Origin of the sequence: Burkholderia sp. SCN-KJ (assembly GCF_024656005.1) — a bacterium.
In the GTDB taxonomy this organism is placed as follows: domain Bacteria; phylum Pseudomonadota; class Gammaproteobacteria; order Burkholderiales; family Burkholderiaceae; genus Burkholderia.
On the sequence record NZ_JANKOG010000007.1, the window covers coordinates 160,050 to 186,977 of the forward strand.

At 67.8% G+C, this 26,928-nt stretch carries 22 protein-coding genes; 5 read left to right on the top strand and 17 right to left on the bottom strand.

Features of this window, described 5'->3' with window-relative positions; all coding sequences use genetic code 11:
• Nucleotides 1–269 precede the first annotated feature (269 nt).
• Nucleotides 270–491 (top strand): hypothetical protein, encoded by a 222-nt coding sequence (locus NQV17_RS13985; protein ID WP_257772731.1) that lies wholly within the window; start codon nt 270–272, stop codon nt 489–491.
• A gap of 65 nt (nt 492–556) precedes the next feature.
• Here the strand turns inward: NQV17_RS13985 and NQV17_RS13990 are convergent, their stop codons facing one another.
• On the bottom strand, nt 557–4,387 hold the full coding sequence (locus NQV17_RS13990; RefSeq protein ID WP_257772732.1) for a DUF748 domain-containing protein: 3,831 nt from the start codon (nt 4,385–4,387) through the stop codon (nt 557–559).
• A 152-nt stretch (nt 4,388–4,539) separates the two neighbouring features.
• Nucleotides 4,540–5,979, bottom strand: coding sequence for a DUF1254 domain-containing protein (locus NQV17_RS13995; RefSeq protein WP_124921158.1), 1,440 nt, complete (start codon nt 5,977–5,979; stop codon nt 4,540–4,542).
• A gap of 380 nt (nt 5,980–6,359) precedes the next feature.
• Between NQV17_RS13995 and NQV17_RS14000 the strand changes: the two genes are divergently transcribed.
• Nucleotides 6,360–9,206, top strand: a complete 2,847-nt coding sequence (locus tag NQV17_RS14000; RefSeq protein ID WP_257772733.1) for a heavy metal translocating P-type ATPase — start codon at nt 6,360–6,362, stop codon at nt 9,204–9,206.
• A gap of 61 nt (nt 9,207–9,267) precedes the next feature.
• On the opposite strand, the gene NQV17_RS14005 is transcribed toward NQV17_RS14000, so the two are convergent.
• Nucleotides 9,268–9,504 (bottom strand): hypothetical protein, encoded by a 237-nt coding sequence (locus NQV17_RS14005; protein WP_124520069.1) that lies wholly within the window; start codon nt 9,502–9,504, stop codon nt 9,268–9,270.
• Here NQV17_RS14005 and NQV17_RS14010 point away from each other — a divergent pair.
• Nucleotides 9,503–9,721, top strand: coding sequence for a hypothetical protein (locus tag NQV17_RS14010; protein WP_257772734.1), 219 nt, complete (start codon nt 9,503–9,505; stop codon nt 9,719–9,721). The genes NQV17_RS14005 and NQV17_RS14010 overlap by 2 nt on opposite strands.
• Before the next feature lie 192 nt (nt 9,722–9,913).
• On the opposite strand, the gene NQV17_RS14015 is transcribed toward NQV17_RS14010, so the two are convergent.
• The 4 genes from NQV17_RS14015 to NQV17_RS14030 all read right to left on the bottom strand — a co-directional run bounded on the left by NQV17_RS14015 (nt 9,914) and on the right by NQV17_RS14030 (nt 13,174).
• Nucleotides 9,914–10,393, bottom strand: coding sequence for an N-acetyltransferase (locus tag NQV17_RS14015; protein WP_257772735.1), 480 nt, complete (start codon nt 10,391–10,393; stop codon nt 9,914–9,916).
• A 207-nt stretch (nt 10,394–10,600) separates the two neighbouring features.
• Entirely contained in the window at nt 10,601–10,756 is a 156-nt protein-coding gene (locus NQV17_RS14020) for a hypothetical protein (RefSeq protein ID WP_167359264.1), read from the bottom strand.
• 175 nt (nt 10,757–10,931) lie between these two features.
• The gene (locus NQV17_RS14025) at nt 10,932–12,371 is read right to left on the bottom strand and encodes a flagellar hook-length control protein FliK (protein ID WP_257772736.1); all 1,440 of its coding nucleotides are present in this window, start codon (nt 12,369–12,371) and stop codon (nt 10,932–10,934) included.
• Nucleotides 12,372–12,475: 104 nt separating this feature from the next.
• Nucleotides 12,476–13,174 carry an MgtC/SapB family protein gene (locus NQV17_RS14030; RefSeq protein WP_257772737.1) on the bottom strand — a complete coding sequence of 233 codons (699 nt, stop codon included), beginning with the start codon at nt 13,172–13,174 and terminating at the stop codon, nt 12,476–12,478.
• A gap of 114 nt (nt 13,175–13,288) precedes the next feature.
• Here NQV17_RS14030 and NQV17_RS14035 point away from each other — a divergent pair, with 114 nt between their 5' ends.
• Nucleotides 13,289–14,398, top strand: a complete 1,110-nt coding sequence (locus NQV17_RS14035) for an AGE family epimerase/isomerase (protein WP_257772738.1) — start codon at nt 13,289–13,291, stop codon at nt 14,396–14,398.
• On the opposite strand, the gene NQV17_RS14040 is transcribed toward NQV17_RS14035, so the two are convergent.
• Complete coding sequence (locus NQV17_RS14040; RefSeq protein ID WP_257772739.1) at nt 14,371–15,999, bottom strand: methyl-accepting chemotaxis protein; 1,629 nt, start codon at nt 15,997–15,999, stop codon at nt 14,371–14,373. The genes NQV17_RS14035 and NQV17_RS14040 overlap by 28 nt on opposite strands.
• A gap of 269 nt (nt 16,000–16,268) precedes the next feature.
• Between NQV17_RS14040 and NQV17_RS14045 the strand changes: the two genes are divergently transcribed.
• Nucleotides 16,269–16,712, top strand: coding sequence for a PaaI family thioesterase (locus NQV17_RS14045; RefSeq protein WP_044845017.1), 444 nt, complete (start codon nt 16,269–16,271; stop codon nt 16,710–16,712).
• Nucleotides 16,713–16,743: 31 nt separating this feature from the next.
• Here the strand turns inward: NQV17_RS14045 and NQV17_RS14050 are convergent, their stop codons facing one another.
• The 9 genes from NQV17_RS14050 to prpB form a co-directional block, all read right to left on the bottom strand.
• Nucleotides 16,744–17,451 (bottom strand): hypothetical protein, encoded by a 708-nt coding sequence (locus NQV17_RS14050; protein ID WP_257772740.1) that lies wholly within the window; start codon nt 17,449–17,451, stop codon nt 16,744–16,746.
• The gene (locus NQV17_RS14055; RefSeq protein ID WP_257772741.1) at nt 17,448–18,053 is read right to left on the bottom strand and encodes a hypothetical protein; all 606 of its coding nucleotides are present in this window, start codon (nt 18,051–18,053) and stop codon (nt 17,448–17,450) included. The genes NQV17_RS14050 and NQV17_RS14055 overlap by 4 nt, the downstream gene beginning before the upstream one ends.
• Before the next feature lie 5 nt (nt 18,054–18,058).
• Entirely contained in the window at nt 18,059–18,619 is a 561-nt protein-coding gene (locus NQV17_RS14060) for a hypothetical protein (protein WP_257772742.1), read from the bottom strand.
• Nucleotides 18,616–19,293 carry a PAAR domain-containing protein gene (locus NQV17_RS14065; protein ID WP_257772743.1) on the bottom strand — a complete coding sequence of 226 codons (678 nt, stop codon included), beginning with the start codon at nt 19,291–19,293 and terminating at the stop codon, nt 18,616–18,618. Before NQV17_RS14065 ends, NQV17_RS14060 begins: the two co-directional genes overlap by 4 nt.
• Nucleotides 19,294–19,472: 179 nt before the next feature.
• Nucleotides 19,473–20,522 (bottom strand): CaiB/BaiF CoA-transferase family protein, encoded by a 1,050-nt coding sequence (locus tag NQV17_RS14070; protein ID WP_257772744.1) that lies wholly within the window; start codon nt 20,520–20,522, stop codon nt 19,473–19,475.
• Between the two features lie 323 nt (nt 20,523–20,845).
• Nucleotides 20,846–22,036: a 2-methylaconitate cis-trans isomerase PrpF gene (gene prpF, locus NQV17_RS14075; protein WP_257772745.1), complete on the bottom strand. Its 1,191-nt coding sequence runs from the start codon at nt 22,034–22,036 to the stop codon at nt 20,846–20,848.
• 26 nt (nt 22,037–22,062) lie between these two features.
• The gene (gene acnD / locus NQV17_RS14080; RefSeq protein ID WP_257772746.1) at nt 22,063–24,657 is read right to left on the bottom strand and encodes a Fe/S-dependent 2-methylisocitrate dehydratase AcnD; all 2,595 of its coding nucleotides are present in this window, start codon (nt 24,655–24,657) and stop codon (nt 22,063–22,065) included.
• An 81-nt stretch (nt 24,658–24,738) separates the two neighbouring features.
• A complete protein-coding gene (prpC, locus tag NQV17_RS14085; RefSeq protein ID WP_044845011.1) occupies nt 24,739–25,911 on the bottom strand; it encodes a 2-methylcitrate synthase in 1,173 nt (390 codons plus the stop codon).
• A gap of 116 nt (nt 25,912–26,027) precedes the next feature.
• A complete protein-coding gene (prpB, locus tag NQV17_RS14090; RefSeq protein WP_044845010.1) occupies nt 26,028–26,921 on the bottom strand; it encodes a methylisocitrate lyase in 894 nt (297 codons plus the stop codon).
• Between the last annotated feature and the right edge of the window lie 7 nt (nt 26,922–26,928).

A 26,928-nucleotide genomic window follows, 5' to 3' on the forward strand; every position in this document is an offset into this window, starting at 1 on the left:
ACCTGCCATCAGGCGCGCAAAATATCGCCGCGCCGTGGGGCGCTCGCGTGAAGCGGGGCTTTCTGTTTTCTGTCAAACGTAACCAATCGCAAGTGACACGACGCGGTCGCAAAACGAGGCGACCCGGCGCACGCCGCGACGTATGCGCGCGAGGTTCGCACCGGGTCGGTGCATCGGGCGAGCCGTCGCCCGCCGCGCGAATTTTTTTCGCGCTTGGCGTATGACTATTGGCGTGTGATAAAGGGTTTTCCCTGACCCGGAGCACGAGTATGTCGACCCTGGAAGCTCTCCGGTTCGTGCTGGACGATGCACGCACCCCCGAAATCATTCGCCACCACGTCGTCGACGCGCTGCAGTACGCGTTGCGCAACTACGGCCAGGTATTCACCGCGAAGGAAGTCGAATGGCTCACGCAGTGGGACGATGCGCGCCTGCCGCTGGCCGCGAGGAAGGAACTGGACAAGCGCGAACCGGCGATCGAGGCGCGCTGACGGGGAGCGCGCCGCCGCGCCCGATTGCCGATCGGACGCGGCGGCGGCGGATGAGGGCGTAACGCTTACTGCAGGCCGAAGTCGACGCGCGTCGTCGCGCCCTTGTCCTCGATGCCCTTCGCATCGAGCTTCGGCGCCACGACGAACATGCGGCTCGCATCGATCTTGCCGTCGAGGTACTGGCGCACGGCCTGCGCGCGCTGCTGCGCGAGCGCGCGCAGCGCGTTGTCGTCGGCCGGCGCGTGATCGGCGAGCGCCTGCTTCATGTCCGCATCGGGCAGCGTCTTCTGCAGGCCGATCAGGTTGCGCGGCTTCTTGAAGTCGGCGTCCTTGTACGCGCGCGTCAGGTACTTGGTGTACTCGGCCGGTTCGACCTTCACCGACATCGGATCGATGCTCTCGCCCTGGCCGACCACGTCCTTCAGCTTCTGCTGGCGGACCAGCCGTTCGACGTACGCGTCGCGCAGCCCCGGCGTGTCCTTCGCGGGATCGACGCGGCCGATCAGGTCCAGCCGGATCGACGGCTTCTCGGTCAGCATCTTCACGACGGTATCGAGCTTCTTCTGCTGCGCGTCGGTCAGCTCGTACGCGCCCGGCGCGAACTCGACGTAGCCGAGATCCTCGCCGCCGCTGCCGCCGAACGCATTCGCGAGCAGCGTGAACGGCGACGTGACGGCCTTCGCGATCAGGTTCAGCACCGCGCGCCAGATCAGCCCGCCGACGCTGAACTCGGGATTCGACAGCGAGCCCGACACCGGCAGGTTCACGTCGATCTGGCCGCGCGTGTTCTTCAGGAGCGAGATCGCGAGCTTCACCGGCAGCTTGGTCGCCGTGTCGTTTTCGACGTGATCGCCGAACGTGAGCTGGTCGATGAAGATGTGGTTGTTCGCCTGAAGCTGGTCGTTCTCGAGCTGGTAGTGCAGGTCGACGTTGAGCTTGCCCTTCGTGATCGGGTAGCCGGCGTACTTCGCCGAATACGGCGTCAGGTTGGTCAGCTCGATGTCGTGCGCGGTCGCCGTGAGATCCAGCGCCGGCTTGTCGATCAGCGGGTTCACCGAGCCCTTGATCGAGATCGGCCCGTTGCCCGCGAGGTTCGCGGCGACGTCGACCGGCGCGGACGTCGTCGAGTCCGTGCCGAACGCGCCGACCGTCCCCTTGATCGCGACCAGGTTCGCCGTGTAGTTCGGCTTGATGAAGTTGTCGGTGTAGGTCACGCGGCCGTCCTGCAGCAGCAGCTCGCCGAAATGCATGCGCACCGGATTCTGCGGCGGCGGCGCGGCCTTCACGACGACCGTCGCCGATGCGGCGGCCGGCGCCGACGCCTGCTGCGCGGCCGCGGCCGACGAGGCCTGCGCGGCGGCGGCCGGCGGCGTCATGCCCGGCGACAGCGGCACCGGTTCGCGCTTGCTCGCGTCGCGCGTCAGCGACTGCGCGGGGCCCGTCTCCTTCGCGACGACGTCCTTCAGGTTCAGCCGCCCCTGCGCATCGAGCAGCACGCGGCCGTAGAAGTTCGAGAACGTCACGCGCGCGGCGTCGACGTCGGTGCCCTTCTCGTCGTGGTTCACCTTCAGGTTCGACAGCGCGAGCGAGCGCCAGCCGGCGAACGGGTCGGACGTCGCCTTGTCGAGCATCCGCACGTCGACCAGCGCGACATCGCCGCGATAGGTCGCGCGCGGCGTGTCCTTCACCTGCGCGAACGTCAGGTTGCCCTGCGCGTTGAGCAGCGCGCTCGCGATGGTCGCGTTCAGCGCGCTGCCGAAGTACGGCTCGAACGCGGCCGCGTCGAGGCGGTTGCCGTTGATCTTCAGGCCGAGCTTCAGCGGCTGCGCAGTCACGTCGCCCGACACGTTCACCGAGCCCTTGCGGTTCAGCGTCGCCTTCAGCTGCACCGGCAGCGGCTTCGTCAGGTCGTCGCTGATCTTCTGCACCGACAGGTCGAGCGGCTTGATCGCGAGCTTCACCGGGCGCGGCGTCGACAGGTCCGTGAAGTTCGCGGACGATTCCTTCACGTTCAGCGCGTCGATCCGGTAATGCCACGACGGCGCGACCGCCTCGGCCTTGCGCGCGACCGTGCGCCTGGGCACCGCCGCCTGCGCGGGTTCGCCCAGCGCCGCCAGGTCGATCTTGCCGTCCTTCAGGCGTTTCACGTCGAGCGCGAGCCCGGTCGCGTCGATGCTCGCGATTTCCGCGCTGCGCGCGGCGACGTCGACCTTCGCGATCTTCGCGCTCGCGTCGGGCAGCACGATCGCGGGCGCCTTCGCGTCCGGCGTCGCGAGCTTCAGCGACTTCAGGCTCACCGTGCTGTCGGCGACCTGCGCGTCGAGCGGCGTCTTGCCCCAGTCGGCCTTCGCGTTGACGCTCGCGCCGAGCGTGCCGTCGAGCACGCGCGCGCGGGTCGCCTCGCCGAGATACGGCTGCAGCGCCGGCAGCGCGAGCGCATCGACCGCCAGCTTCGTGTCGGCCTGCTTCGCCGCCAGGCTGAACGCGCCTTCGGCCTTCAGGTCGCCGCCGCGCGACAACGACGTCGACAACGTGTATTTCGCGGGCGTCTTGCCCTGCAGCGTGAAGCCGTCGAGCGTCGCGGCCAGCTTCGTCAGCGACAGCGCGGTCGGCGTCGCCGGCACGCGGTCGTCGACGTTGATCGTGCCGCCGTCGATCGCGAAATGACGGATCGTCAGATCGAGCGGCGGCGCTTCCTTCGCGACGGCTTCGGCCTTCGCGCCGCTCGCGGCGGCGACGGCGGCGGCTTCGCTCGATGCGGTGGCACCCGATGCGGCAGCGGCCGACGAGGCAGCGGCCGGCTTGCCTGCGGCCGCCTTCGGCGCGGCAGACGGCTGGCCGGCGAGCTTCTCGACGTTCAGCACGCCCTGCTTGTCGCGCGCCAGGTCGACGACCGGCTGGTCGAGCCGGATCTCGTCGAAATGCAGCACGTTGCGCAGCGGCTCGAGGCCGGCGGCCGCGACGTGCACGCCGCGCGCGGCGAACAGCGGCGCGGACGCGCGGTCGGTCACCTTCGCGTCGTTGAGATCGACGGTGCCCGACACGCGCAGCGCGGGCGTGTCGCCGCTCATCACGAAGTTCAGCTTCAGGTCGCTGCTCAGGAGGCCGCTCGTGACGATCACCGGCAGCTTCGCCGGCGCGTACGAAATCAGCTTCGGCACGTCGAGCCGGTCGAACGTCAGCGCGACTTCCGACTCGCGCGACTGCGCGAACGGCTTCGTCCTGCCGTCGATCGCGATCGGGCTGCCGTCGAACCGCGCGCGCAGCCGCGGCTGCACGAAGATGTCGGTCTTGGACGGCAGCGTCGCGATGAACGGAATGCCGAGCGTCCAGTTGTCGACCACGTGCTTTTCGTTCAGCAGGCGATCGTCGAAGTCGATCCGGCCGTCGTTGACCTGGATGTTCGACACCGAGAAAAGTGTCGGCTTGCTTTCGGGTTTGGACGGCGTCGAGAACTTCTCGATCAGGTCGGTGAAGTTGAAGCGCTGCGCGTCGTAACGGACGATATGGAAGCGCGGCGAGTCGACGCGCACTTCGTTGACGATCGGCGCGCCGCGGAACAGCGACGACCACGACGGCCTGACGACGAGCTTGCCGATGTCGATGAAATCGCCCTGGCCGCCGCGCTCGCCGACGTGCACGCCGTCGGCTTCGAGGTTCAGCGTGTACGGGTTCAGCGCGACGCGCTGGACCGTGGACGGCCGGCCGAGCTGCTGGCTCAGTTGCTGTTCGGCGATGTGGCGGATCAGCGGCGGCGCCGCGAAGAACCCGAGCAGTCCGAATAAAACGAGGAAGATCAGCACGCCGAGGCCGATACGCCGGGTCCGGCGCGAGCGTGCAACGCCGCCGAGGGCATGGAGGGTAGAGGGTACGGTTTCTTTGTCTGCGCTTGCCATGCTTGGATGCCTCGGGAATGGATGCCGGGCCGCGCCGGAAAACCGGCACGGCCGTGCACGCTATCCCGAAAGTATAGGCTCAGGTGGTGACGGAACGACGTTCGGGCGCGGCCGCCGCGCCCGCGGATCGGACAGCGGCGGCGCCCGTCGGTTCATTTCCGGACGACGACGGGGGGCATCCACGAGCCGTCGCTCGCTTGCGGCTTCGGCGCGTACAGCCGCAGCGCGAGCGCGAAATCGGTGCGCGGCGCCGGCAGCCAGTTGGCCGCATGCGTGCCGCCCGGCGATGCCGACACGACCACGTCGATCGAGCCGTCGTGGTTGCGGCGCAGCCGGTCGCGGTCGCCGAGCGAGCGGCGCGCCGAGCCGACGTCGGGCAGCGCACCGTTCGTCGCGTACGGCGTGAGCGTCCAGAACCCGCGCACCGGCGGCAGCGCGCCCGGCGCGAAGTGCAGCACGTAGCGGTTCGCGCCGTTCAGCGCATGGCCGTCGCTGTCGACGCGCACGAACGCGAGCGTCTCGTCGTCGCGCGTCGCGGTGCCGAACTGCGTGTAGGCCGCGTACGCGCGCAGCGTGTAATCCTGACCGTACTTGCCGGCCGTGTCGCCGATCCAGCTCCAGCCGTTCGCGTTGAGCAGGTTCGATGGCGGCGTCGCGAGCCGCGCGCGCGCCTCGGCGACGCCGGCCGTCGCGGCGTTCAGGCGATCGCCCGTCCACAGCACCGGGTAGCCGGCCGTCACGCCGATGTCCTTCAGCTGTTCCTGCGCGTGCGCATCGTCGGCGGGTGCCGGGTTGTCCTGCAGCGCCTGCGCGAAGCGCGTGAAGAACGCCTTCGGGTCGAGCGCGGCCACCTGCTCGGCCGGCGTGCCGCCGCTCGCCGCTTCCGACGGTGCGCTGCCCGCATGGACCGCGACCGACGCGCCGCGCGCGCTGCCCGTATAGACGGACAGCGGCACCACACGGATCGTCCGCTGCAGTTTCTTCACGTTCGTGAGGTCGCGCCCGCCGCTCGTCTGCAGCCGCACTTCGAGCCACGCGTTGGCCGACGGCACGTCGATCCGCAATGCGCCCTTCGGCAGCGTGCCCTGCCAGTCCTTCGCGGCGAAGGCAATCGTTTGCGCTCGCACGGCGCCGCGAGCGCCCCGCGCCGCCACGCTCGACGCCGACCACAGTACGTTCGTCCACATGTCGAGCGCGCGGGCATCCCAGTAACGGCCGCGGGTGTCCGGCAGCGTCACGATCACCGGCTCGGCGCCGACGTCGAGCCAGCCGGTCGAGTCTAGCGTGTCGACGCCCGGCAGCGGCGGGTTGAGCGCGCCGACGGGCGGCAGCGCCTGCGCGTGACGCAGCGTGTTGAGCGGCGCCTGGCCCGGCTGCGCGCCGTCGCCGCCCGTCGCGGCTTCCTTCGCGACGTCCATCAGCACGAGCGGATACGCGTATACATAAGAGTCGGCCACTTCGGCGCGCATCCAGCCGGTTTTCCGCTGGATCGCATCCGGTTGCGACGCGCATCCTGCCAGCAGCGTCGCCAGGGCCAGCGACGCGCCTGCCGCGCGCCGCAGAGAAATTGATTCTCGTAGGTTTTCAATCATTGAGTACTGGCCGAATATCGTTCTTGTCAGTCAACGCCTTGTTCGACTCACGATCGGCGAAGGCAAGGCACCCCAGCCTGCCCGGTCGCCGCTTCGCCAGGCGGACGCTGATGTCAGGCCGGTATCATAGCGCCTAAGGGCATCCCCCAATATGCCGAATAACGGGCGGAGCAGTAGCCGGCCTGTCGTCAGCCTGAATTTCCGCTGATCCGGCCCCTTGTACGAAGCGGTCCGCCGCCTGCGCTGGCCGGGCATGGCAGGCGAGAATGCGTTGGCCGTCGACACGATCCTGTATTGCATCCCCCCCTTGACCTTCCCATCATGGGAATGTTGATACTGCCATCATTCGCGGCTCGATCCGCGCTCTTGGGGAATCCGACATGACTGAACCACTCGCCACCGCAGCCCTGCAAACGGTCGAACTGACCGTCGACGGCATGCATTGCGGCGGCTGCACCGGCCGTGTGCAACGTGCGCTGGCTGCGGTGCCGGGCGTCGTCGAGGCCGCGGTCGATCTCGACGCGCATGCGGCCACGGTCACCGCGCATGATGCGGTCACGCCGGCGCAGCTCGTCGACGCGGTCGGCGCCGCAGGCTATCGCGCTGCCGTGCGCGAAGCGACGAGCGCAGCCGCGGCGGCCGCGCCCGCGGGGCACGCGACGCGCGTCGCAGCACCGCCGGTAACGGCAACGGCATTGCCCACCACCCCCACCGCCGCCACGATCGAACTCGATATCGACGGCATGACCTGCGCGTCGTGCGTGTCGCGCGTGGAGAAGGCACTCGCGAAAGTGCCGGGCGTCACGCGCGCAACGGTCAACCTCGCGACCGAACGCGCGACGGTCGACGCCGCAGCGGACGTTTCCGCGTCGCAACTGGCGGATGCCGTCAGGCAGGCCGGCTATGGTGCGACGCCGCTCGCGCCGGATACCGCCGCCCTCCCTGCCCCGTCCGTGCCTCCGGCATCCGCCAGCCTCGAACTCGCCATCGACGGGATGACCTGCGCGTCATGCGTGTCGCGCGTCGAAAAGGCGCTGGAGAAGGTGCCGGGCGTCACGCATGCGTCGGTCAATCTCGCGACCGAACGCGCGTCGGTGCATGGCACCGGCGCACTCGACGCCGCCACGCTGATCGCGGCGGTCACGACGGCCGGCTACCAGGCGTCGCTCGCCGCCACCGCGGACGCGGGCGCCTCGACCGACGCCACCGCCCGCGCCGACACCGGCCCCGCCGCGCAAGCCCCCGACGCCCGCAAGCAACGCGAAGCGATCCGCGAGCGCAATCTCGTGATTGGCTCGGCCGTGCTGAGTGCGCCGCTCGTCGTGCCGATGCTTGTCGCGCCGTTCGGTTTCGACGCGATGCTGCCCGGCTGGCTGCAGCTCGTGCTCGCGTCGATCGTCCAGTTCGGCTTCGGCGCGCGCTTCTACCGCGCCGCCTGGCATGCGGTGAAGGCACGCACGGGCAACATGGACCTGCTCGTCGCACTCGGCACGTCGGCCGCGTTCGGCCTGAGCCTGTGGATGCTGCTGCGCGACCCCGCGCACCCCGGCCACCTGTATTTCGAGGCATCGGCCGTCATCGTCACGCTGGTGCGCTTCGGCAAATGGCTCGAAGCGCGCGCGAAACGCCAGACGACCGAGGCGATCCGCGCGCTGAACGCGCTGCGTCCTGACCGTGCGCGCATCGTCGAGCACGGCGTCGAACGCGACGTGCCGCTGGCGCAGGTGCGCGTCGGCACGACCGTCAGCATCCGTCCCGGCGAGCGCGTGCCCGTCGACGGCCGGATCGTGTCGGGCCGCTCGCACGTCGACGAATCGCTGATCACCGGTGAAAGCCTGCCGGTGCCGAAGGATGGCGGCGACCCGGTCACGGCCGGGTCGATCAACGGCGAAGGCGCGCTCGTCGTCGAAACCACCGCGATCGGCGCGGAAACGACGCTCGCGCGCATCATCCGCCTCGTCGAATCCGCCCAGGCGGAGAAAGCGCCGATCCAGCGGCTCGTCGATCGCGTCAGTGAAGTGTTCGTGCCGGCGATCCTCGGCATCGCCGTGCTGACGCTGATCGGCTGGCTGATCGCCGGCGCCGGCACCGAAACGGCGATCCTCAACGCGGTCGCGGTGCTCGTCATCGCGTGCCCGTGCGCGCTCGGCCTCGCGACGCCCGCGGCGATCATGGCCGGCACCGGCGTCGCGGCCCGCCACGGCGTGCTGATCAAGGACGCCCAGGCGCTCGAACTCGCGCAGCGCACCACCGTGATCGCGTTCGACAAGACCGGCACGCTGACCGAAGGCAAACCGTCCGTGACGGCGTTCGACGCCGTCGGCATCCCGCGTGAGCAGGCGCTCGCGCTCGCGGCCGCGGTCCAGCGGCAAAGCGATCACCCGCTCGCGCGCGCGGTGGTCGCCGCACACGATGCGGACGTCTTGGCCCGCGGCGGCGGCGCGGGTTCGGCCGAGGTCGTCGCGGCCGATGCGCGCGCGGTGGCCGGACGCGGCGTCGAAGCGCGTGTCGACGGGCAGCTTCTCGCGCTCGGCAGCACCCGCTGGCGCGATGAACTCGGCATCGTCGTGCCGCCCGAACTCGACGCGCGTGCCGCGGAACTCGAACGCGCGGGCAACACGATTTCGTGGCTGATGCGCGCCGATGCGCCGCGTGCGCTGCTCGCGCTGATCGCGTTCGGCGACACCGTGAAGCCCGGCGCGCGCGACGCGGTCGCGGCCCTGTCGGCACGGGGCGTCGCGAGCGTGCTCGTGACGGGCGACAACCGCGGCAGCGCGGCGGCAGTCGCAGCGACGCTCGGGATCGGCGAAGTGCATGCGCAGGTGCTGCCCGACGACAAGGCACGCGTGGTGGCCGAACTGAAGCGCACGCACGGCGGAATCGTCGCGATGGTCGGCGACGGGATCAACGACGCGCCCGCGCTCGCCGCGGCCGACGTCGGCATCGCGATGGCCACCGGCACCGACGTCGCGATGCACACGGCCGGCATCACGCTGATGCGCGGCGACCCGGCGCTCGTCGCCGATGCGATCGACATCTCGAAGCGGACGTACCGGAAGATCCAGCAGAACCTGTTCTGGGCGTTCGTCTATAACCTGATCGGCGTGCCGCTCGCGGCGCTCGGCTGGTTGAATCCGGTGATCGCGGGGGCGGCGATGGCGTTCTCCAGCGTCAGCGTCGTGACGAATGCGTTGCTGCTGAGGAGATGGAAAGGGCGGGCGCGATGAGCCGGCGCGGCGCGAAAACGGGCGGGACTGCAACCCGCACGCTCGCCGCCGCGCGCAGGATTCAACGGCTTCGACGAATCCAGAAACAATACGCGCCGATCGCGACCAGCATTGCGCCATCGACAATACCCAGCAACGGGAGCGGATTCGTCCACTTGTCCATATTGGTCGTCCGCGCGTAGTAGGGTGGTCCGTCGCCGTATGCCTCTTCGAGATTGATCGCGTTGAACGCAAAAACGAGCAGGATCGAAATCAGCAGCGCCACACCAATCAAGATATGCAACGGGCGTTTTCGCATGTCAGTATTGAATCGTCAGTGGAACGTAGCACTCGGGCGCGTCCTTCGTCGCCGCCTCGATGTCTCGAACGAAATTTTCCATTCCGGAATGAAGATTGATGCGTCCGGCAGATCCCGCGTTCGTGCCACCATGGATGAAGAATCCACCGCGACCGAACGCTCGGGTTCCGGGCATGACATGAATGGTCAGTCGGTGATCGCCCCATGCTGCATATGAGTACGCCAAATTGTTGGCCCGCTCATCATAGGTCCACACTGGATTTCGGTTGCCATGCCGGTTGGGGCGCCCCGCGTTCAAAAGGCCAAATCGGGCTCGCGGGCCCATCCAGAGCGCGCCACGGCCCACGCGCGCTTACGTGAAATCGTGTCGAAACGAAAACGTTGCGCCTGCGGTGTCGAATCTTCGTCGTTAGCCAGAGATGACCGGCTTGATCAGCGTCGTCGTGATCGGCGCGAAGCCGCACGCGCGATACAGCGCACGGGCAGCCGTGTTGTGATTGAACACCGACAGCCCGATCTCGGTGACACCATGGCGGCGCGCCTCGGCCTCCAGCGCATCGAGCGCGCGCGTGGCCCAGCCCTGGCGGCGCCGGGCCGGGACGATGTCGAGGTCGTAGATGAACAGCGTGCGGTTCGGCCCTTCGGGCACGATCGCGTACCAGAGATCGCCGACCGTGTCGCCGCTGGCGGCGTCGATCAGCTGGACGAGTGTCTGGCCGGAAGTGAGCAGGCCGTCGGGCAGCAGCGTATCGAAGCAGGCGCGCGCGCGGCTCGCCGCGTCGTCGGCCGCATTCTGCCCGGATGACACGAGATCGCGCGCGTAGCCGTCGATGGCGCGCGTGCGGTATGCGTGGAATTCACCGGCCGTCATTGGCCGCATCTGCAGCATGGCCCGGGTGTCGCGAGGGAAGTGGGACTTCCAGTGTAGCGGGACGGTCACACCGGCGCGCGATGCGACGGCGGAAAGCGGGCAGGCAGTCGCGGCGAGCGCTGCGCCGGATCAGCGGATCAGCGGATCGGCGGATCGGCGGATCGGCGGATCAGCGAATCAGCGAATCAGCGAATCAGCGAATCAGCGAATCAGCGAATCAGCGAATCAGCGACGGTACAGGACGATCGGCACGAGGTTCGCACGACGCACGCGCTCGGCTTCGGCGCGACGCGCAGCGTACGAATATTCCGCGTCGAGCGGCAGGTGCGGGGAGACGAACAGGTCGTCGATCTTTTGCAGCAGGGCAAGAATGAAGCTCATGTGAGACTCCTGACAGATGGCGCTAGGGTTTTCCCTTAGATGGACTCCATTCTAAGGGTTTTCCCTTAACTCTGCCAGCACACCGCATCAGTTTGCCGCACCCGTGCAACCGCCAACGGACGGTCTCCTACGACGAACCTTGCCAGGCCGGGGTTTGCAGGTAGGGTCGGACGATTTAGTGCGTTCGACGCACGCGCTTCGCGGCCGCCGCCTCGCGGTTCGCATTGCGCTGCAGCCGGTCGACCTGCGACAGCATCGCTTCCTGGTGTTCTGCAAGCGTCATCAACGTTGCCTGCTGCGTCGACAGATCGGCAGCCAGCCGGTCGATCCGCTGTTGCCGGGCGTCCAGTTCCTGCTTCAGGTGCGCGATCTGCCGTGTTTGCAGCACCAGTGCGGTGAGCCCCGCGAACACGACGATCGCCAGCGCCAGCAGCAGCCGGTTGACGCGACGCATCTCGCGATCGGCCGCCTGCTTCACGCCGGCCGTCTCGGCCTGCAGGGTGGCGAGCCGATCCGACAGCGGGCGCAGATGCGTGTCGGGATCGAAGGCTGGCCCGCTCGACGCGGCCGGTTGCGCGCGATCCGCCGACGGCTTCGTCACGAACGACGCCGCAGACGCCACCGGCTGCACGACCGGCGAGGCCGGCGCGGCGGCTGCTCGCGCAGCATCGCGGGCGCTCGCGGCAATCGCGGCAGCGACGGGCTCGGCCGGTTCGGCGGTCGCCTGTGGTTCGGCCGTCGCCTGTGGTTCGGCGGTTGCCTGCGGTTCGGCGGTCGGCGCAGTGTGCTGCGCCGGAGCCGCTTCCGACCCGGCGCCGACAGCCGCTGCTCCCGGCGCACTACGCACCGCTGGCGCTGCCGCTTCGCGCGTGCCGGCAGTCGCACGTCGCTTGCCGCGGGAGGATGCGCGACGCCCCTTCGTGGTCTCGCCGGGCGCCCGCGCCGCGTCATCGAGTGTGACCGGCACGGCGGCGCCTTCGGCCTCGCCGCCCGCTTTCACGAGACGATCGGCGGTGACCGCATCGGCATTCGCGGTCGAACGATCGGTGTTCGTCCCGGCCGCGCCGCCGGCTTCCGACACGCTGCCGGCCTTCATCGGGCCGCCGTCGGTTGCCTGCTCACCGGCTGCGCGCGCGGCGCCATCATCGGACAGCCGCGCCCCGCCCGGCTTCGTCGTGTCGGCAGCGGGCGCAGGCACGACATCGGCATCAAGCGCATCGCCGTTTCCCCGCGTCGAAGCAGACTCCGTCGCCGTCGCGACGTCGGGCGCCGGCTCGACCGCACCGGCAGCAGCGCCCGGCGTCGCGAATCCGTCCAGCGTCGCCTGCCGAGCGGCGTCCTCGCCGTCCGCAACGGCGGCCACCGTCTCGGCGTCCGCCACCGCGTCATCACGCGTGACGGCCGGCGCACGCTCAGCCGGCTCGCGCACCGGATCGCCGAACAGGTCGAGCGTGTGTTCGTCCCGCGGCGCATCGCCGCCCGCGTTGCCGGACCGCGCGGTTGCCTTGGCGGCGGTGTCTGCCGCGGCCGCGGCGGAACGCGGGCGCGAACGGGCCGATGAACGGTCGGAGCGGGAATCGGAACGGGAGCGCGGCACGGAAACGGATTCGGTCATGGAGTCGGATTGCAGGCCCGCGAGCGCGGAACCGAAGGTCGAACGGAATCAGTGACCGGCCATTGTCGCATGACCGATCGCCGATCCGGCCGATCGGATGCCGTCTATTCGTCGCCCGGCAACCCGCCGCCTTGCTCGAATCGCGTCACGCACGACAGCCCGCGCAGCTTGTCGCAGATCGCGCGGTATTCGAGATCCGACACGCGCCCGAGCGCGATGCGCACCTCGTCGTGCTCGCCCGTGTCGTCGGCGCGCTGCACGATGAATTGCTTCACGCGCGCGCTGTCGGGGCCGAGCGCCGCGTGCAGCGAATCGAACGTCAGCGCGCCGCTCACCACCGTCAGCGCGAGCTGGCGCCGCTGCCGCACAGTGAAGTAGCGCCGCTCGAGCGGCTTGATGCCGGCCAGGATGATCAGGATGATGACCGTCGCGGCAATCGCCGCGACGTACAGGCCGCCGCCCACCGCGAGGCCGATCGCGGCGACCGACCACAGGCTCGCGGCCGTCGTCAGCCCGCGCACGATCTCGCCGCGCAGCAGGATCGAGCCCGCGCCGAGGAAACCGATCCCCGATACCACCTGCGCGGCGATCCGCGACGGATCGAGCACGACGTGGTCGCTGCTGCCCAGCACATCGGCGAAACCGAATGCCGACACGATCATGATGAGCGTCGAACCGACACAGACCAGCATGTGCGTGCGCAGGCCGGCCGCCCAGGAAAGGCGCTCGCGCTCAAAGCCGATGACGCTGCCGAGCGCCGCCGCGAGAACCAGCCGCATCACGAGTTCCAGGTTGCCGAGCATCCGATTTCTCTCCTTTTTTGGCGTCGGCCGCGCGGAATGTTTTATCCTTGGCCCCGGCCGCGCCGATCCTCCGGGCCGCGCCGACACGTTTCGATCCAAGCGCATAACCCCGTCATGTCCGTTTCCGACTCCGCTTCCGCCCAGGCCGCCCAGTTGCGCCGTCATTTCGCGCACGTCGTCTTGCCGATCTGGCAGGGTTCAGGGTTCGACCACACGCTGCGGCTACCGTTCGAGGCCGTCGATCCGGCCAGCCATGCACCGCTGCCCGTCACCCGTTATCGCGCCATGGCCTGCGCGCGGCAGCTGTTCGTGTTCGCGCAGGCCGGCAACATCGCGCACGCGGCCACGCTGTTCGACTCGCTGTGCGGCCGCTTCCGCGACCCGCGCCACGGCGGCTGGTTCTACAGCGTCGACGCGCAAGGCGCGCCGCTCGACACGACCAAGGACCTCTATACGCATGCGTTCGTCGTGTTCGCGTGTGCCGCATGGCATGCAGCGTCGGGCGACGCCGCGGCGCGCGCGGCCGCCGAGGACACCGCCGCGCTGATCCAGGACCGCTTCGCGCCGCAGCCGGGCGATGCGCTGCTCGACGCCGCGCGTCACGCCGATTTCTCGTCGTCGGGCAGCGGCGCGCTGCAGAACCCGCTGATGCACTTGACCGAAGCGTGGCTCGCGGCCGCCGATGCGTTCGGCGACGCGGCGTTCGACGATGCGCTCGCGCGCACCGCGCAGGCCGTCGAACGCACGTTCGTCGATACCGCGACCGGCTGCGTCGCCGAGCTGCCGCTCGGGGCGGCCGACAACCGCTTCGAGCCCGGCCATCAGTTCGAATGGTTCTATCTGGTCGACGCGGCCGGCGCACGCCTCGCGCAAACCGGGCTGCCCGACGCACTCGCGCGCGCGTTCGCGTTCGCCGAGCAGCACGGGGTCGATCCACAGACGGGCGCCGTGTGCGCGGCGGTCGACGCACGAGGCGCATGCCTCGACGGCACGCAGCGGATCTGGGCGCAGACCGAATACCTGCGCGCGCTCGCGACGCACGGCGGCACGCCGGCGTCCGCGCCGCTCGCGCGGCAGATCGAGCGCTTCGCCGCGCGCTTCCTGCATCCGCGCGGCTGGTTCGAGTGCAAGACGGCCGACGGGCAGGTGTCGCGCGCCGACATGCCGTCGACGACGCCCTACCACCTCGCGACCGCTTACGCGGCGCTGCCCGCCGTTTCGTAACCGGCGTCGGCCGGCGACGGCGACCCGCGCTCGTCGCGAACCCCGCGAGCCGCGCGCGCGTCGCCCAGTTCGAACACCGACACCGCCTGCATCAGGTGCGCGGTCTGGTCGTTCAGCGACGCGGCCGCCGCCGCGACTTCCTCCACCAGTGCCGCGTTCTGCTGCGTCAGCTGGTCCATTTGCGTGACGGCCTGGTTGACCTGCTCGATGCCGACGCTCTGCTCGACCGACGCGGCCGTGATCTCCGACATCGTCTGCACGACCCGCGTGATCGACGCCGAGACCGTCCGCATCGCGTCGCCGGCCCGTTCGACGAGTTCCGAGCCGCCGTCGATCTGCGCGACCGACTCCTCGATCAGCGCCTTGATCTCCTTCGCCGATTGCGCGCTGCGCTGCGCGAGCGAGCGCACTTCGCCCGCGACCACCGCGAAGCCGCGGCCCTGCTCGCCGGCCCGCGCGGCTTCGACCGCCGCGTTCAGCGCGAGGATGTTGGTCTGGAAGGCGATGCCGTCGATCACCGAAATGATCTCCGCGATCCGCCCGGAACTCTGCGCGATGCCGCGCATCCGGTCGATCACGCTGTCGACCACGCCGCCGCCGTGACGCGTCGCGTCGAGCGCCGCGTCGGCCAGCGCGCTGGCCGCCCTTGCGCTGTCGGTGTTCTGGCGCACGGTCGCGGTCAGTTCCTCCATGCTCGCGGCGGTTTCCTCGAGCGACGCGGCCTGCGTGCCCGTGCGCGCGGACAAGTCCGCGTTGCCGCCGGCGATCTCGCCCGCGCCGAGGTGGATCGCGTCGGACGCGTGACGCACGGTGCGCACGGTGTCCGCGATGCTCGCCTGCATCGCGGCGAGGCCGCGCAGCATCCGGTCGATCTCGAACACGCCGCCTGCCCGCACGGCTTCGTCGAGGCGGCCCTGCGCGATCCGCTCGAAATGGCGGCCGGCTTCGTCCAGCGGCGCGACGACCGCGCGCCGCGCGGCCGCGTAGATGGCCGCGCTTGCCGCGAGCATCGCCACCAGCAGCACGATGCCGACCCACTTGAACCACTGCATCCCGCTGTCGATCGTGGCGAGCGCGTCGCGGCTCGACGCGCGGCCGTAGTCGGCGAAGCGGTGCAGTTCGGCGAGATACGCGTCCTGGAAGCCTTGGGTCGGCTGGTCGAGGAACGCCTGGATGTTGTCGGCGTCGAGGAACTGCACGAGTTCGCCCAGCGCGCCGCGCAGCGCGCGATAGCGCTCGGCGAGCGCGGCAACGCGCGCGCGGTTCGTTTCGTCGACGGCCTGCGCGGCCGTCAGCGCGGCGAACGCCTTGTCCGCTTCGCCGAGCGAAGCGCTGGCATGGCGGATGATCTCGTCGGGCTTCGGGCCGCCGCGCACCATCCGCGTGCCGGCGCGCGACAGGTTCACGCGGGCGTCGAGCAGGCGCTCGGTCGCCTGGCTGGCCGCGTCGACCTGCGCGATCGCGACGTTCGACAGATCGTCGACGCCGCTGCGCGTCGACGCGAGCGCCCAGAAGCCGAGCGCCTCGATCGCGAACAGAAAGAGGCAAAACACGGTCAACACGCCGAGCAGACCCGACGCGAGCTTGATTTTTCCGAACATGGGGGAGATTCCTGGAGAGCCGACGATGAAGCAATGCCCCGGCATTAGCGGCATTTCTTCGTCGGACTTTAGGAACATCCGGCGAGAGGCGCCCGGCCAGTCCCCGCCATTCCCGTCGAATCGCCGGCAAACGAGGACAACGCGCGCGTTCGACGCAATCATCACGTCGCATCGCGCCGGCATCTGCACGAAATGCGGACGAATTTCCTTGCTTATCCGCGGCCCCCTTCCTAGAGTTCAGCGCAAGCGGACACGCATTGGGGAAGTCGATGACGGACATCACGGACCACGCGCGCGGCGCATTGCGCGCGCAACCGTTCAGCATGCTGCTGGGCACGGAGCTGATGCATATCGGCGACAACGAAGTGTCGCTGTGCCTGCCCGTGCGGGAAGAACTGCGGCAGCAGCACGGCTTCGTGCACGGCGGCGTGATCGGCTATCTCGCCGACAACGCGCTGACGTTCGCCGGCGCGCTGGTGCTCGGCCCGCGCGTCATCACCGCCGAATACAAGATCAACTACCTGCGGCCGGCCGTGAACGGCACGCTCGTTGCGCGCGCGAAGGTCGTCTACGCGGGCCGGCACCAGGCGACCTGCCAGTGTCACGTGTTCGTCATCGACGGCGATCACGAACGGCTCGTCGCGATCGCGCAAGGCACGATCAACCGCGTCGGCGACGGCAAGATGCCGGATGCGCGGGAGGAAACGGCGTGAGGCAGATTCGTCGGCGAATCGTTCGGCTGTCTTATTGCTCGCCCTGAACCGAAAATTGAAATGGAATCTCGGGACGCGTAAATCGAAGCCGAACCTCGTTCAGGGCCGGAACAAAGCGCCGCTTTTCAAACGTGTAGTACGAAATTAATAGGCCGAGACGGGTCTCTTGTGCACCATCGAACAGATAGCTGTTCTTCGGAAATGCAAGCAATCCGGCCTTTGTTGCCAATACGGCCCGACAGGACGAAAGCAGACTTGGCAAATGAAGAAATGCCGCGCTTTTTCTAGACTCGAACGGGTTGATCAGCAAGTAGATTTGGCGATGGCGGCCAGATTCACCAGACCCGTTGCTGTTTCCCTCCACACAAAGAGCCGACGGACGATGGTCCGCGGCTCCAGTAAAAAATATGCTCGCGCTTCCGGGGTAGATGTCCACCGGATGTTCACCTGGGAAAGTCGTTGCGTTCGAAAAGCGATAGATCCTGCCGCCAATCGATATCTGGTGCTCCGCTACTGTGACGTGTACCGTCTTCCCGTCCAAGTCGATTTGAAAATCCTGGTATACGCCTCCATTGCCGCGATCGGAATATAGAACGCTTGCGCGTTGCTCGACTGGACTGCCAAACAATGCACTCGATTGGGCCGCATAGAACTCGTCATAGCTGTCGTAGATGGTAGCGCCATGAGCGCCCCTTGCGAAGGCAACCAGGATTGCCACCAACGTCATTGCGGATTTCATCGGTATGCTTTTCCTCCGCTCGCCTTCAGATAGTCAGGATTGTGCTGCCAAAATACCGTACCCCCGTGCGCGGCTGTCGAAACCCACACCGAATCGTAACGCCCGCGCTCACCTCCATCGACGATCTTCCCGGTCCTTTTATTGCGGATTTTCCATCGAACAATGACCTCGCGCCGCTTCTCCGGCACGCCAAAAATGTTGTCCGATTGCGAACCCCATTTGAAGCCATCACGAACCTTGGGATGGTTTCCGTAATTGGTTTTGAAGTCCAGGCCGTCCCACCAAAATGCCCCATTCGACGGGTCCGGCCGCTCGTTGGCCAATGCTTTTTGAGCCCAGTCAACAGCCAGCGCCATGCCAGGGTTCAACACAATTTCGCTGTCAGGCGTGCGCATCAATTTGTTGAATCTTGCGTTGGAGCCATCCCATGCATACGAGTAATTCGGGTCCGCCGCACGCAGTTCCGACACCATTTTTCCTCCCCACGCTCGGCACCGATTTGCGACGGCAAACGCAATCCCTCCGATTTCCTGCGAATCGTTCGCCGTGGACGCCTCCCCATACGCAATCGCGGCAAGTAATCGCACGTTCCCATCAATCATGCCTCTCATCGTGCGTCACCCTCGCGCCATGCCACGAAGATGAGATTCGGATGCGCCTTCACCGAGAAGGCGCGAGTTTCCCCTTCCGTTAGCGCCGCGTCGCAGACAAGGGATTGCTCGTCACTCGAGAGCCTGTAGATCATTCCCTCGACAGGGGTATCGGTCATCGCATCACGGATTTCGAAGTAGCACTCGAGATCGTCATCTACGTCCACGTGCGCCCGACTATGTGTGCGAGCGTGTGGAGCAACAAGAGTCGCCGCTTCCTCTGCCGTAAAAGACATGCTCATGCCGCGCTCCGCATAAAAAACGGGCGGCGGATTGCAACCACAGACGTTGATGTCACCGCTCAACGCCCAAGGCTTGCCATTCGGCCCGGTACCCGGCCAGCGTGGACCTGCCGGCGCAATAAATCCTTCCTGCTTGCAGGCTGCGCAGTACGTTTTCATGTAGAGCGTCGCGATATGCACGCGTGGCGGCGGATTGGAACACGTGACGTGCTCCAATCCTTCCGTAATGCTCGCACTGCCACCCTGATCGCCCTTCGCAAGGAAATAGCGGATCACGCGACGTCTCCTGGGCGTGCCGTAGTCGAACGCTTCACCAGCGTGAAGGTAAAGGCGGATACGAGACCCTCGCGCTCCGGGCTGTCCGTAATGATGTCGCCGTTATCGAGTTCGCTTCCGACGAAAGCCAGCGGCTCGAAGTCACGGTTATCCGCCAGCGCAAGGCCGCTTACGATTCGCGCGGTCGAACCGTCCGCATAGTGGACCTGATTACCCACGATACCAGCCTTGCCAAGCCGGACACCGGTGCTCAATGCACCGGTAGCGTTGCGCAGCACGCCACCTCGCGCAGTCGTTGCGCCTCGCACCGCGAGCCGGTAGCGCGGCGGCTCAGGCGAAGGCACATAAGCCGCATCGAACAAGCCATCGACGGTCTCACCCGCCGGGACATGAATGCCCCATAACCGCTGAAGTGTTTCGACGATACGATCGCCATTGCTCAATCGGCTACCTACCAGTGCAAATGGCTTTTCTCGGCAAACCGCATAATTGCCCGCGCCGTCGGTAATGACTGCCTCACTGCCATCCTCGTACGTGACGACATCGCCAACCCGGGCAACAGCAAGCCCGGCGACAGCAAGGCCGCTGCTAGCTTGGGTCACACGACCACCGCGCTCAGTGAGCGCTCCGATGGTGGCGAAAAGATAAGTCGGCGCGCTCTGCTCGTTCTTCATCTGGATGTCCTTTCTCGACGAATGGATAAGGATTGTTCGACGCAAAAATTTGCGTGATCGAGAAAGGAAAAACAATCAGACGAATTCGAAACTCCTACCGACAACGAGGATTATTTTTTTCTGCCTCAATACCTCGATGCGGTCGGCATTATCCGAGATATATCCGACTTGGGATGCGCTTACGCTTCATCGTCCGTCAACGGCAGAAACCGCGGCGCCACGCGCGCCCGAACGTTGCCGCTCGCATCGGTACGATAGATCCCGCGCGCCGCATTGTGCGGATGCTCCATCGCATCGGCCACGCTCAGCACCGGCGCGAAGCACGCGTCCGTCCCTTCGAGCAGCGCGCGCCAGTGCGCGGACGGCTGCTGCGCGAACACCTCCGCGAAACGCGCCTTCAGCGCCGGCCAGCGCGCGCGATCGTACTGCGACGCCGGATCGACGTCGCTCAACCCGAGCCGCTCGACCAGCAACGCATAGAACGGCGGCTCGAGCGCGCCGATCGTCACGCATTCGCCGTCCGCGCAGCGATACACGTCGTAGAACGGCGCATCGTGGAAGAGGCTCGGCTGCGCGCCATCGAGCTGCCCGTTCGCGCGTGCCCACAACGCGAGCGAGCCGAGCATCGACACGATGTCGACGATCGCGCCGTCGACCACGCGCCCCGGGCCGCCGCCGCGCACGTCGAACAGCGCGCAGACGATCCCGAACGCGAGCCCGAGCGCGCCGCCCGCATCGCCGACGACGGTCGGCGGCACGCCGGGCCGGCCGTCGCGCGGCGCGGACAGCGACAGCAGCCCCGTCAGCGCGACGTAGTTCAGGTCATGCCCGGCGGCCGTCGCGAGCGGGCCGTCCTGGCCCCAGCCCGTCATGCGTCCATACACGAGCTTCGGGTTGTGGCGCGCGCAATCGTCGGGCCCGAGCCCGAGGCGCTCCATCACGCCGGGCCGCAGCCCCTCGATCAGCGCGTCGGCCTGCGCGATCAGCGCGAGCGCCGCATCGCGGCCGGCCGGCGTCTTCAGATCGAGTTCGACGATCGTCTTGCCTTCGCGCAGCAGGTCGCCGTCGCGGGCCTGCAGCGCGTCCGGCGCGCTGGTGCGGCCCGCCGGACGTGCGATCAGCGTGATGCGCGCGCCCATCCCGGCGAGCATCCAGCCCGCGAGCGGGCCGGGGCCGAGGCCTTCGAATTCGACGATGTGGACGCCGGCAAGCGGCGCATCAAGCGACATGCGATTCTCCTGTCGATCCACGTTAGCGCTTTAGCGCTTACGTGGATCCCATGCTTCGCGGTCGACCAGCGTTAGCGCTTTAGCGCCTACGCATGGTCCCATGCCTTGGGATCGATCTGCGATGACTCAAGCCAGCGCGGATTCGCGCATCACGACCGGAGTGCGCTTCCCCGCACCAGTACGGTCACCGATCCGACGCGTTGCGTAGCGAATTGCCTTCGTCACTCGTGCGCCAAACGAAAAAATCCCTGCGCAGCGGGTCCGCTTCGCAGGGATCGGTCCGGTTCAGCGCTGCAGGGTTGCACGCACGAACCGCGGCATGCTCAGAACGCATCCCCCGGCACCCGCACCCAGCCTTCCATCAGCACGCGCGCGCTGCGGCTCATGATCGCCTTCGTGACGGTCCATTCGCCGTTCTCGAGTTGCGCTTCCGCGCCGACGCGCAGCGTGCCCGACGGATGCCCGAAGCGCACCGCATTACGCTCACCGCCGCCCGCCGCAAGGTTGACGAGCGTGCCGGGGATCGCCGCGGCCGTGCCGATCGCGACCGCCGCCGTGCCCATCATCGCGTGGTGCAGCTTGCCCATCGACATCGCCCGCACCAGCAGGTCGATGTCGCCCGCATTCACGCGCTTGCCGCTCGACGCGACATAGTCGGCCGGCTTCGCGACGAACGCGACCTTCGGCGTATGCTGCCGCGTCGCGATTTCATCGAGCGTATCGATCAGGCCCATGCGCAGCGCGCCGTGCGCGCGGATCGTCTCGAACTTCTCGAGCGCCTTCGGGTCGCCGTTGATCGCGTCCTGCAGCTCCGTGCCCGTATAGCCGATCGCCTCTGCGTCGACGAAGATGGTCGGAATCCCCGCGTTGATCAGCGTCGCCTTCAGCGTGCCGATGCCCGGCACGGCGAGGTCGTCGACGAGATTGCCGGTCGGGAACATCGAGCCGCCCGCGCCCTCTTCGTCGGCGGCCGGGTCCATGAACTCGAGCTGCACTTCGGCGGCCGGGAACGTGACACCGTCCAGCTCGAAATCGCCCGTCTCCTGCACCGCGCCGTTCGTGACCGGCACGTGCGCGACGATCGTCTTGCCGATGTTCGCCTGCCAGATCCGCACGGTCGCGACGCCGTCGCGCGGCACGCGCGACGCATCGACGAGGCCGCCGCTGATCGCGAACGGGCCGACCGCCGCCGACAGATTGCCGCAGTTGCCGGTCCAGTCGACGAACGCGCGGTCGATCGCGACCTGCCCGAACAGGTAGTCGACATCATGCCCCGGCCGCGTGCTCTTCGACACGATCACCGTCTTGCTGGTGGACGACGTCGCGCCGCCCATCCCGTCGATCTGCTTGCCGTACGGATCGGGGCTGCCGATCACGCGCAAGAGCAGCGCGTCGCGCGCGGCGCCCGGCGCCTGCGCGGCGTCCGGCAGATCCTGCAGCCGGAAGAACACGCCCTTGCTGGTGCCGCCGCGCATGTAGGTCGCGGGAATCCTGATTTGAGGAATGTGAGCCATGTTTGCGTTGTCCCTGTATGACCCGGTCAAGCCGCCTGCGACGATTCGAGGAAGTCCTGCGCGAAGCGCTGCAGCACGCCGCCCGCGTCGTAGATCGACACTTCCTCGGCCGTATCGAGCCGGCACGTCACCGGCACTTCCACGCGCTCGCCGTTCTTGCGGTGAATCACCAGCGTGAGATCGGCACGCGGCGTACGCTCGCCGATCACGTCGAAGGTCTCGGTGCCGTCGATGCCGAGCGTCGTGCGGTTCGTGCCCGGCTTGAACTCGAGCGGCAGCACGCCCATCCCGATCAGGTTCGTGCGGTGGATCCGCTCGAAGCCTTCGGCGACGATCGCCTCGACGCCCGCGAGCCGCACGCCCTTCGCGGCCCAGTCGCGCGACGAGCCCTGGCCGTAGTCGGCGCCCGCGATCACGATCAGCGGCTGCTTGCGATTCATGTACGTCTCGATCGCTTCCCACATCCGCATGACCTGCCCTTCCGGCTCGACGCGCGCGAGCGAGCCCTTCTTCACCGCGCCGTCGACGACCGCCATCTCGTTGATCAGCGTCGGGTTCGCGAAGGTCGCGCGCTGCGCGGTCAGGTGGTCTCCCCGGTGCGTCGCGTACGAGTTGAAGTCTTCTTCCGGCAGGCCCATCTTCGCGAGGTATTCGCCGGCCGCGCTATCCAGCAGGATCGCGTTCGACGGCGACAGGTGGTCGGTCGTGATGTTGTCGCCGAGCACCGCGAGCGGACGCATGCCCTTCAGCGTGCGTTCGCCTGCGAGCGCGCCTTCCCAGTACGGCGGGCGGCGGATGTACGTGCTCTGCGCGCGCCAGTCGTACAGCGGCGCCGCGCGTTCGCCCGAATCGGCCGCGCGCGCAAACATCGGTTCGTAGACCTTGCGGAACTGCTCGGGCTTCACGCTCGATGCGACGATCGCGTCGATTTCCTCGTCGGTCGGCCAGATGTCCTTCAGCGTGACGGGCTTGCCATCCTGGTCGTGGCCCAGCACGTCCTTCTCGATGTCGAAGCGGATCGTGCCGGCGATCGCATACGCGACGACGAGCGGCGGCGACGCGAGGAACGCCTGCTTCGCATACGGGTGGATACGGCCGTCGAAGTTGCGGTTGCCGGACAGCACGGCCGTCGCGTACAGGTCGCGCTCGACGATCTCCTGCTGGATCTTCGGATCGAGCGCGCCCGACATCCCGTTGCAGGTCGTGCACGCGAACGCGACGATGCCGAAGCCGAGCTTCTCGAGCTCCGGCAGCAGGTTCGCTTCTTCCAGATACAGCTCGACCGCCTTCGAGCCGGGCGCGAGCGAGCTCTTCACCCACGGCTTGCGCGTGAGGCCGCGCGCGTTCGCGTTGCGCGCGAGCAAGGCGGCCGCGATCACGTTGCGCGGGTTGCTGGTGTTCGTGCAGCTCGTGATCGCGGCGATGATCACCGCGCCGTCGGGCATCTCGCCCGCCTTCTCTTCCCACTGGCCGGCGATGCCGCGCGCGGCGAGGTCGGAGGTCGGCAGCCGCTTGTGCGGGTTCGACGGGCCGGCCATGTTGCGCACCACGCTCGACAGGTCGAACGTCAGCGTGCGCTCGTACTGCGCATCGTTCAGCGTATCGGCCCACAGGCCCGCCGCCTTCGCGTAGGTCTCGACCAGCTTCACCTGCTCGTCGCTGCGGCCGGTGAGGCGCAGGTAGTCGGTCGTCTGGCCGTCGATGAAGAACATCGCGGCCGTCGCGCCATATTCGGGCGCCATGTTCGAGATCGTCGCGCGATCGCCAAGCGTGAGGCTCGCGGCGCCTTCGCCACGGAATTCCAGATACGCGCCGACCACCTTTTCCTTGCGCAGGAACTCGGTCAGCGCGAGCACCACGTCGGTTGCCGTGATGCCGGGCTGGCGCTTGCCGGTCAGCTCGACGCCGACGATGTCGGGCAGGCGCATCCACGATGCGCGGCCGAGCATCACGTTCTCCGCTTCCAGCCCGCCCACGCCGATCGCGATCACGCCGAGCGCGTCGACGTGCGGCGTATGGCTGTCGGTGCCGACGCAGGTATCCGGGAACGCGACGCCGTCCTGCGCCTGGATCACCGGCGACATCTTCTCCAGGTTGATCTGGTGCATGATGCCGTTGCCCGGCGGGATCACGTCGACGTTCTCGAACGACCGCTTGGTCCATTCGATGAAGTGGAAGCGATCCTCGTTGCGGCGATCCTCGATCGCGCGGTTCTTCGCGAACGCGTCCGGATCGAAGCCGCCGCACTCGACGGCGAGCGAGTGGTCGACGATCAGTTGCACGGGCACGACCGGGTTCACCTTGGCCGGGTCGCCGCCGCGCTCGGCAATCGCGTCGCGCAGGCCCGCGAGGTCGACGAGCGCCGTCTGGCCGAGGATGTCGTGGCACACCACGCGCGCCGGGAACCACGGGAAATCGCGTTCGCGCTTGCGCTCGATGATCTGCTTCAGCGACTCGACGAGGATCGCCGGATCGCAGCGGCGCACGAGGTTTTCGGCGAGCACGCGCGACGTGTACGGCAGCGTGTCGTACGCACCGGGGGCGATCGCTTCGACCGCGGCACGCGCGTCGAAGTAGTCCAGCGACGTGCCGGGCAGGGGTTTGCGGTTGGCGGTATTCATGATGTGGGGCGGAATTCGGGGTAAGACGTTGCGCGCGCGCCGGCGGCCCGCATCACGGGCGCCGGCGCGCGCGGCCGAAGATCAGCGCTTCTCGATCGGCACGAACTGCAGGTCTTCCGGACCCGTGTAGTTCGCGCTCGGGCGGATGATCTTGTTGTCGACGCGCTGCTCGATGATGTGCGCGCTCCAGCCGGACGTGCGCGAGATCACGAACAGCGGCGTGAACATCGCGGTCGGCACGCCCATCATGTGATACGACACCGCGCTGAACCAGTCGAGGTTCGGGAACATCTTCTTCGCGTCCCACATCACCGATTCCAGGCGCTCGGCGATGCTGTACAGCTTCAGGTCGCCCGCTTCCTTCGACAGCTTGTGCGCGACACCCTTGATCACCTTGTTGCGCGGATCGGAGATCGTGTAGACCGGGTGGCCGAAGCCGATCACGACTTCCTTGTTCTCGACGCGGCGGCGGATGTCGGCTTCGGCATCGTCCGGCGAGCTGTAGCGGCTCTGGATTTCGTACGCGACTTCGTTCGCGCCGCCGTGCTTCGGCCCGCGCAGCGCGCCGATCGCGCCGGTGATCGCCGAATAGATGTCCGAGCCCGTGCCCGCGATCACGCGGCCGGTGAACGTCGACGCGTTGAACTCGTGCTCCGCGTACAGGATCAGCGACGTGTGCATCGCGTCGACCCACGACTTCGACGGCGTCTTGCCGTGCAGCAGGTGCAGGAAGTGACCGCCGATCGAGTCGTCGTCGGTTTCCGTCTCGATGCGCTTGCCGTTGTGCGAGAAGTGATACCAGTACAGCAGCATCGAGCCGAGCGACGCCATCAGGCGGTCGGCGATGTCGCGCGCGCCCGGCAGGTTGTGATCGTCCTTCTCCGGCAGCACGGTGCCGAGCACCGACACGCCGGTGCGCATCACGTCCATCGGATGAGCCGACGCCGGGATCTGCTCGAGCGCGGCCTTCAGCGCGCTCGGCAGGCCGCGCAGCGCGCGCAGCTTGGTCTTGTACGCGGCCAGTTCGGTCAGGTTCGGCAGCGTGCCGTGCACGAGCAGGTGCGCGATTTCCTCGAACTCGCACGATTCGGCGACGTCGAGAATGTCGTAGCCGCGATAGTGCAGGTCGTTGCCGGTCTTGCCGACCGTGCACAGCGCCGTGTTGCCGGCCGTCACGCCCGACAGCGCCACCGACTTCTTCGGCTTGAATGCGCCTGCGGCGGCCGGTGCTGCTGCGTCTTTCGTCTCGCTCATGTTTCCGTTCTCCAATGGGTATCTGGGGTGTCACGTCGGCCGGGCGCGGCGCGCGTGCGCGCGGCCCGGCTTCATGCAAAGCGTTCCGGGAACCGTGTCCCGGCGCGCGGGCCGCGTTACTTCTTGCCCTGCGCGAACAGTTCGTCGAGCTTCTGCTCGTACGCGTGATAGCCGAGGAAGTCGTACAGCTCGGCGCGGGTCTGCATGGTCGGCACCGCCGCCTTCTGCGTGCCGTCGCGGCGCAGCGTCTCGTAGAAGTTCAGCGCGGCCTTGTTCATCGCGCGATACGCGCCGCAGCAGTACAGCGCGATGTCGACGTTCGCCTCGCGCAGTTCGTCGAGCGTGAACAGCGGCGTCGAGCCGAACTCGGTCAGGTTCGCGAGGATCGGCACCTTCACCGCGGCCTTGAAGCGGCGATAGTCGTCGAGCGTCTTCATCGCTTCCGGGAAGATCATGTCCGCGCCGGCTTCCACGTAGGCGATCGCGCGCTCGATCGCGGCGTCGATCCCTTCGGCGGCGGCCGCGTCGGTGCGCGCCATGATCACGAACTGGTCGTCGGTGCGCGCGTCGACCGCGGCCTTCACGCGATCGACCATTTCGTCGGTCGGCACGACTTCCTTGCCCGGACGGTGGCCGCAACGCTTCTGGCCGACCTGGTCCTCGAGGTGGACGGCCGCGACGCCGGCCTTGATGAACGAACGGACCGTGCGCGCGATGTTGAACGCGCCGCCCCAGCCCGTATCGATGTCGACGAGCAGCGGCAGGTCGGTCGCGTTGGTGATCCGGTTCGCGTCGATGAGCACGTCTTCCATCGTGCTGATGCCGAGATCGGGAATGCCGAGCGAATTCGCGGCGACGCCGCCGCCCGACAGGTACACGGCCTTGAAGCCGACGGCCTGCGCCATCTTGGCTGCGTACGCGGTGATCGCGCCGACCACCTGCAGCGGCTGCTCGGCCGCGACTGCCGCGCGGAATTTCGCGCCGGCGCTCTGAAGATGCGTGTTGCTCATGAACGGC